The sequence below is a fragment of the Serratia sp. (in: enterobacteria) genome (genome assembly GCF_046715635.1).
Classification (GTDB): Bacteria; Pseudomonadota; Gammaproteobacteria; order Enterobacterales; family Enterobacteriaceae; genus Chania.
Map to the genome: position 1 here is coordinate 1 of NZ_JBKJYW010000405.1, position 7,889 is coordinate 7,889.

The window sequence follows — 7,889 nt, forward strand, 5'->3', positions numbered from 1 at the left end:
GCCGTCCAGTTTGCAGACCAGTTCCTGATGTTCTTTGTTGAAATAGAGCTTACCGTTGCAAACCGGGCAGGCAATGATTTCGAGTAAACGGTGATCCATGCTTCCTCCAGGGGAAGATATGCTAACAGGGAAAGTGCGTGAGGATAGCATAACGCCATGAGGCCGGTTAATCACCGCCTGATTTGCTCAGACGGTTGCCGAACGGGAAATTTTTCTGCGGGGGTTGAATCGGCCTATCCGCAGGCGTAGAATTTTTTGTGACTTACATCACAAAAAAATGAGAACCTGCAAATGATCAAACGCCTTCATAAAATCATCGCGCTGTTTGCCAACTACAGCAACTGAAAACGCCCTCACCTTAACCCTCTCCCTCAGGAGACGGGACTGAACGTGCCACAACTGAATTACGGTCCCCATCTTCAACATTAATCCTGTTACAGAGTGAAGTCCGTACCTGATACCAGCTCCTACAGGGAATGAAGAAGCACTCAATTTTTGGTGAAATTATCTTTTGTCTCCCAACAGAGCAGGGACTTTCAGCTCCCTCTCCCTGTGGGAGAGGGTTGGAGTGAGGGGACTTCCCAGCCTTGCCCCCACTCTGCTGCCAACGATGCTGGTACATCTCCTAGCGAGACCTGTTGCGCCCCGTGCCATTTCGCCGTACGGGTGATTGCCTGACGAATATCCTGACAACGTAGTTTGCCCAGCTTGATCCCAGACTCAAGATGGAAACTGATCACTTCAAACACGCCCTGTTTACGGTGCATTTTCGCATCCACCCGGCCAATCAGTTCGCCGCGCTGCAACAGCGGCAAGGTGAAGTAACCATACTGGCGTTTTTCTTTTGGCGTGTAGCATTCCAGCCGATAGTCAAAGTTGAACAGTTCCAGCGCGCGCCGCCGATCCCACACCACCGGATCAAAAGGAGACAGCAGGCAGGTTACCGTGGATTTCAACTTCCCTTGTTCCGCCAGCGCCAACTCGGCCGCCAGCGACTGATGGACATAAAATTCCCCTTCCAGCCCGTCGATAGCGATCTGGGAGATCTCTCCCTGTTGTAATAACATTGTCAGCAACGGTTTGGGGGCGACGCGTTTCAAGCGGTAATAATCCGCCAGCCATTCGGCTTTAAACACGCCCAGATAGCGGCAACTGCGGCTGAGCATCTGTTGCTGCGCCGTCGCCTGAGGTAAGGCATGCACATCATCATCCCACTGCGGCAATAAACGTTCGGTGAGATCGTAGACACGGTGAAAATTACGGCGTTCAGCCACCATCAACTTGCCAGAGGTAAACAGAATTTCCAGATGACGCTTTTCCGGCTTCCAATCCCACCAGCCGTTAGCGCCTTTCTTTTCGGCGCTAAAATCAGCCGAACGCACTGGCCCCTGCACCGCGATATGCTGTAGTAGTTCATCGATAGCCTGTTGGTGCTGTTGCACCCATTGCTGCGAGTATTTCCACCCCATCTCCTGAGGTTGCAGCATGCGGTGGCGTAACAGACCAAAGTCATCTATGGGGAGAAAACAGGCTTCATGCGCCCAGTACTCAAACAGTTTGCGGTTAGCCAAGGCCTGTCCCAACCATTCTGGTTGATAATCGCCCAGGCGGCTGAACAGCACCAGGTAAGGGCTACGTGCCACCACGCTGATGGTGTCAATTTGCAGCAACCCCATACGATCGATGGCGGTAACCACATCATCGGGGCGAGCCTGGCGTTTGATCGGGGATAGCAGCCCTTGAGCGGCAAGATGAAGCGCGCGGGCAGAGGAAAGCGAAATAACGGGGATTGGCATCCTGATATCCAAGGGTCATTGAGCAATGGCCTGATGATAGAGGATCCTGGAGAAATTTTCTTCGCCAGTGCATGGGGTGGCGGCACCGGCACTGGCGAGGAAAGTTTGGGTCAGAACGCGATAACGTCTGCCGCTGACAGCCCGTGAGAGCTACGATAGATCGAGAACTCGACGTTCTGACCTTCGTTTAATGACTTGTTCTTGGTATTAGCGATAGCACGGCGGCTAACATAAATTTCGTCACTACCATCGACCGGTGAAATAACACCATAGCCTTGAGCCTGATCAAACCATTTCACTTGGCCCATTTTTAGCATTGTATTCTTAAACATATTTTATATCCTTTCACTTGAGCATCCTTCACAACGTTATTTTTGTTATTGTGTGGACGCTACCAGCCCATCCTAAAGTTTTTCGTAACAAACCTCTCGTGAGCAAAAATTAAAAAACCCGCACTGCGGCGGGCTGGTTGAGCTTAATATCTTCCGCATAACTCAGCATTAACGCGTCATTATGGTTGTATTAAGCTCTCTATACGCTATTCCCTGTAAACTTACAGAGCAACAACGTTGGCGGCAGCCGGCCCGCGCGGGCTGTCCTGGATGGTATACTCAACACGCTGGCCTTCTGCCAGAGTCTTGAAACCTTCGGTCATGATTGCAGAGAAGTGTACGAATACATCTTTGCCGCCATCTTGTTGTTCAATGAAACCAAAACCTTTACTTTCGTTGAACCACTTAACCTGACCAGTCTTCTTAGACATTACTATTACCTTTTAAATATTTACAAAAACCTGCCCTATGGCAATTTGGCCGTTTTTCAGAATCATTACTTATGGGAGGTACTTAGAAGGTTCGTCTTTGAAGCGGAATCAGATGATAACGTCTTGGGAGGAACTACTTAATCTATACTCGTACATAAATAGCGCTGCATCACAGGCCGGTATGCATTTACTCATAAACTCATCATCAAGACAAGAGGTTTATCACACTTTTTAGCTATATCCGCCCAGAATATTCCTATTGCACTGATTTTATTAGTTTAAATTCCTCTTATTTTTAGCTCATCGAAGGAGCATCTCGCTCATCACTCACCACTTGGGGTTATGTCTGCAAATGAGAGCCAACGCATAAAACACTAATATCGTTAGCCAATCGATAACAAATCACGAACCAACTGACTAGACTTGAGTCAAAAACACGGTGAGGGGTCATCCAGCCAGCACTATTGGCGGCCTAAACCGCATTTTTCAGATTTTATTGAGCTAAGGAGCTAGCAGTATGATCGACCAGCACTTCGTCTCGCCGAATGACATTCGCGCCAAATTTTCCCTGGCAATGTCGGCCATGTATCAACAAGAGGTGCCACTGTACGGTGACTTGATCGAACTGGTCGCAGAAACCAACCGGGAGGTGCTGAGTAAAGATTCAGCCTTGGCCCATGGGTTACAGATTACCGGTGAAATCGGTCGATTATCGATGGAGCGCCACGGTGCTATCCGTGTCGGCACTGCAGCTGAATTGCAGACCTTGCGCCGGTTGTTTGCCGTAATGGGCATGTCTCCGGTCGGTTATTACGATCTGACTGCTGCCGGCGTCCCTGTCCACTCCACCGCCTTTCGCGCCGTGCATGAAGCCGATCTGCAAGTCAGCCCGTTTCGCATCTTCACCTCGTTGCTACGACTGGAACTGATTGAGAATGTGGCGTTGCGCGAACTGGCAGAGCGGCTGCTGGCTCGCCGCTGCATTTTTACCGAACGGGCTTTGGAGCTGATAGCGTTACATGAAGTTCAGGGCGGGTTGGATGCCGAGCAGGCGCAAGAATTTGTTGCCCAGGCGATCGAAACCTTCCGTTGGCACCGTTTGGCCACCGTCAGCGCCAGCGAGTATCAACAGCTGCACAATCAACATCGCCTGATCGCCGATATCGTCGCCTTCAAAGGGCCACATATCAACCATCTGACACCAAGAACGCTGGATATCGATCGGGTACAGGCGGCAATGCCAGAACGCGGGATCCCGCCCAAAGCGGTGATCGAAGGCCCACCAACCCGCAACTGCCCTATTCTGTTACGCCAGACCAGTTTCAAAGCGTTAGAGGAACAAGTCCTGTTTATCGAACCTGACGGTCATCAGGTTGTGGGGCATCACACAGCGCGTTTCGGTGAGATTGAGCAACGGGGCGTAGCCCTGACCGCCAAAGGGCGTGGGCTTTACGATCGCCTGCTGCAGGCAGCCCAGGATGCATTACAGGTTCCGGCTACGGAAGATAATGCTCCACGCTATTACCAACTGCTGGCTGAACATTTCCAGGCCTTCCCGGATGATTATAATGCACTACGCGCGCAGCAATTAGCCTGGTTCCGCTATTTCCCTACCGAATGTGGGCTGGCAGCTAAAGACACCGTTGAGCAGCACAGCACGCTCGAACAGCTCATCGCACTGGACTACATCCGCTTCCAGCCATTGGTGTATGAGGATTTCCTGCCGGTCAGCGCCGCCGGAATTTTTCAGTCTAATCTGGGGGATAGCCGCCATGCGCAATACGCGGCGGCATCGAGCCGTGCGGCGTTTGAACAGGCATTAGGGGCAGGCGTGATTGATGAATTGGCGCTGTATCAGCAAACGCAGCAACGCTCACTGCAAGCTTGCGCGCAAGCCTTGGGATTGCACGCTTTGGAAGCTTAGATTATTTGATTAACTTCTGAATCCCTTGCAACAGTTGCTCGGCCTGCTCGGTGGGAAGGACCGCATCAACCGGCAGATACCACCAGTCAGGCTGGGCAAAGGCACGGCATTTAACCGCATCCTTCTCGGTCATCAGCAGCGTTTGGCCTTGGCTCACCAGTGCGGCTAACTGCCCGTGATTGTATTCCTGGTGATCGGCAAAGGCTACCTCGCGCTCGACCTCAACTCCCAACTTTTCTAGCGTGGCGAAAAACCTTGGGGGATGACCGATCCCTGCCATCGCCACTACGTGGGGCAATTCGATCGCCGGGCGGCGTTCACCGCTGGCGATATTCACCGCATCCTGCGCCTGGAGCTTCATGGCGATTTCCCCCGGCTGGGCAACACCGCCATTTGCCACGCAGGCATCCACCGTCTTTAAGCGAGCTACACGCTCGCGCATCGGGCCAGCGGGTAGCCACCAACCATTGCCGAAGCGACGAACGCCATCGATCACCACCAGCTCAAAATCACGCTGTAAAGCGTAGTGCTGGAGACCATCGTCGGTGACGATCAAATCAAGCTCGCCCTGGTTCAACAAGGCTTGCACCGCTTCGGCACGCTTTGGCGAAATAGCCACCGGCGCCCCGGTGCGCTGATAAATCAGCACGGGCTCATCACCGGCCTGCCGGGTGGTTGTCTGTGCATCCAACACCAGCGGATAGACCGCCGACTTTCCGCCATAGCCTCTGGAAACCACGCCGACCCGGTAGCCACGCTGTTGCAGCTGTTCAACCAGCCAGATCACCATCGGTGTTTTACCGTTGCCGCCGGCAGTGAGGTTCCCCACGATAACCACCGGCACCGGCGCACGCCAGCTCTTGCGCAAGCCACAGCGGTAGCTAAGGCGGATTAGGCCGCTCACCAGGCCATACAGCCAGGAGAGCGGCAACAGCAGCAGATAAACCAGTGAACTACCGGACCAGATGCGCTCTATCATTACTGACCAAACTGCATGCGGTGAAGTTGTGCGTAAGCCCCTTTCTGCTCGATCAACTCGGCATGCTGGCCACGTTCAACGATACGCCCATCTTCAACCACCAGGATCTCATCGGCTTTCTCGATAGTCGACAGACGGTGGGCAATCACCAATGAGGTACGGTTTTTCTGCAGTTCGTCCAAGGCCGCCTGGATTGCACGTTCGGATTCGGTATCCAGCGCGGAGGTGGCTTCATCCAGGATCAGGATTGGACAATCTCGCAACAAGGCACGAGCGATAGCAATACGTTGACGCTGCCCGCCGGAAAGCATCACGCCGTTCTCACCGATCACCGTATCCAGACCATGCTCCATTTTATCAATGAAGTCGGTGGCATAGGCCATGCGCGCCGCTTTCTCGATCTCTTCACGGCTGTAGCGCTCTTCACGAGCATAGGCAATGTTGTTGGCAATGGTGTCATTGAACAGGTGGACGTTCTGTGAGACCAGGGCAACCTGATCGCGCAGCGAGGCCAGGGTATATTCCCGCAGATCGTGGCCATCCATCAGGATCTGCCCTTCCTGCACGTCGTAGAAGCGCGTCAACAGGTTGGCAATCGTCGATTTACCCGAACCAGAACGGCCAACCAACGCCACTGTTTTACCTTCTGAAATGCTCATATTGATATCACGCAGCGCTGGGATCTCACGCCCCGGATAGGCAAAGGTCACATTACGGAATTCGATATCGCCTTTGGCACGCTCAACCTGGCGAGTACCGGTATCCTTTTCCTGTTCCAAATCCAGGATCGAGAACAACGTCTGGCAGGCCGCCATCCCGCGCTGGAACTGGGCATTCACGTTGGTCAGGGATTTCAGTGGGCGCATCAAGGCAATCATGGCGGAGAACACCACAGTAATAGTACCGGCTGTCAGCGTATCCATAACGCTAGGGAAGCTTGCTGCAAACAGCACAAACGCCAGTGCCAATGAGGCGATCAACTGAATAATAGGATCGGCAATAGAAGAAGCCGAAACCAGCTTCATCCCCTGCTGACGCATACGGTTACTGACGGTGTTGAAGCGCTCGGTTTCCACCTGTTGGCCACCAAAGATCAGCACTTCTTTATGCCCTTTCAGCATCTGTTCTGCACTGGTCGTCACCTGCCCCATGGTGTTTTGCATATTTTTACTGATATTGCGGAAACGTTTGGAGACCAGGCGGATCGCGAAGGAGACGATCGGTGCCAGCACGATCAGGATCAGCGAGAGCTGCCAGCTGTAATAAAACATCATGATGAACAGGCCGATGATCGAGGCCCCTTCTCGCACCACGGTAACCAACGCACTGGAAGAGGATGACGCTACCTGTTCAGAGTCGTAGGTAATACGTGAAAGCAGAGTTCCTGTCGATTGCTGGTCAAAAAAGGCGACCGGCATTCTCATCATATGGCCAAACAAACGACGACGCATCTGCATCACCACCATGCCAGACACCCAGGAAATACAATAGCTGGAGACATAGCTGGTGATACCACGCATCAGCATCAGGCCAATCACGACCAGCGGCATCCAATGCAAGACTCGGCTATCGGCTTTGCCAAAGTCGTCTAATAACGGTTTGAGCAGGGACAGCATTAACGTGTCACCCGCAGCGTTTAAAACCAGCGCCACGGCAGCTACCACCAAACCGGCTTTAAAAGGAGTGATCATCGGCCAGAGGCGACGGAACGTCTGCCAGGTGGAGAGATCTTTATCATTCATCATGCAAATACCAGCATCGGAAGAAATAGCGGCCCATTCTACTCATTATCCCCCTCAACGCCAAACCGCTGATGATACCAACGTGGATTTAGTTGTTCGCGAAAGCCTTTAACTTGCCAATCATGACGATAAAAAAACACGCTAAGCTGCCCTGAGCGGGCCGTATCACGCCAGGGAATGTGATTTTCCCGATAGCGTTTGACTATTTTTGCTGCCGGTAACCGCCAGGCGTTATAGCGGGATGCCGAGGCAAACGCCAGCTCGGGGGAAACTGCACGCAAAAATGGCGGCGTTGAAGATGTCTTACTGCCGTGATGAGGCACCTGAAGGATAGTGCTGGGTAAATTCGCACGTTGTTTCAGCAACGCCTGCTCGGCCCGGCGTTCAATATCCCCAGTCAGTAACAGGCTGAACTTGCCATCATCGACACGCACTACGCAGGAGTCATCGTTAGCGGCATAAACCACCCGTGCTGGTGGCCACAACACCTGAAAGTTTAGCTCTCGCCACACCCACCGCTGCCCTTGAACGCAAGGCAGGTAGCCAACGTTCACGATCGGCGTACGCACGCTGGCCTGTGGAAATGCGGCTGCCAATATCGGCAAACCGCCGATATGATCCAGATGGCTATGGCTGATAACGATTTGCTCCAGCGAGATCTGCCGCCAGCGTAATAATGGCAAAA

8 protein-coding genes are annotated in these 7,889 nt (G+C 52.9%); 1 reads left to right on the forward strand and 7 read right to left on the reverse strand.

Annotation, left to right across the window (positions count from 1 at the left end; all coding sequences use genetic code 11):
• The 4 genes from ACLQ7H_RS20935 to ACLQ7H_RS20950 form a co-directional block, all read right to left on the reverse strand.
• A partial coding sequence (locus tag ACLQ7H_RS20935; RefSeq protein WP_411754329.1) for a Trm112 family protein occupies nucleotides 1-99 on the reverse strand: 99 nt, incomplete at its 3' end.
• A 437-nt stretch (nucleotides 100-536) separates the two neighbouring features.
• Nucleotides 537-1,796, reverse strand: coding sequence for a winged helix-turn-helix domain-containing protein (locus ACLQ7H_RS20940; RefSeq protein WP_411754324.1), 1,260 nt, complete (start codon nucleotides 1,794-1,796; stop codon nucleotides 537-539).
• Nucleotides 1,797-1,906: 110 nt separating this feature from the next.
• Nucleotides 1,907-2,128 carry a cold-shock protein gene (locus tag ACLQ7H_RS20945; RefSeq protein ID WP_021804913.1) on the reverse strand — a complete coding sequence of 74 codons (222 nt, stop codon included), beginning with the start codon at nucleotides 2,126-2,128 and terminating at the stop codon, nucleotides 1,907-1,909.
• Between the two features lie 221 nt (nucleotides 2,129-2,349).
• Nucleotides 2,350-2,559, reverse strand: coding sequence for a cold shock domain-containing protein (locus ACLQ7H_RS20950; protein WP_021804914.1), 210 nt, complete (start codon nucleotides 2,557-2,559; stop codon nucleotides 2,350-2,352).
• A gap of 517 nt (nucleotides 2,560-3,076) precedes the next feature.
• Here ACLQ7H_RS20950 and ACLQ7H_RS20955 point away from each other — a divergent pair.
• Nucleotides 3,077-4,483, forward strand: coding sequence for a VOC family protein (locus ACLQ7H_RS20955; protein WP_411754325.1), 1,407 nt, complete (start codon nucleotides 3,077-3,079; stop codon nucleotides 4,481-4,483).
• Between the two features lies 1 nt (nucleotide 4,484).
• Here the strand turns inward: ACLQ7H_RS20955 and lpxK are convergent, their stop codons facing one another.
• The 3 genes from lpxK to ACLQ7H_RS20970 all read right to left on the reverse strand — a co-directional run.
• On the reverse strand, nucleotides 4,485-5,462 hold the full coding sequence (gene lpxK, locus ACLQ7H_RS20960; protein WP_411754326.1) for a tetraacyldisaccharide 4'-kinase: 978 nt from the start codon (nucleotides 5,460-5,462) through the stop codon (nucleotides 4,485-4,487).
• Entirely contained in the window at nucleotides 5,462-7,207 is a 1,746-nt protein-coding gene (gene msbA, locus ACLQ7H_RS20965) for a lipid A ABC transporter ATP-binding protein/permease MsbA (protein ID WP_411754327.1), read from the reverse strand. The genes lpxK and msbA overlap by 1 nt, the downstream gene beginning before the upstream one ends.
• A 35-nt stretch (nucleotides 7,208-7,242) precedes the next feature.
• Nucleotides 7,243-7,889: DNA internalization-related competence protein ComEC/Rec2 (locus ACLQ7H_RS20970; protein WP_411754328.1), on the reverse strand; the 647-nt coding region annotated here is incomplete at its 5' end.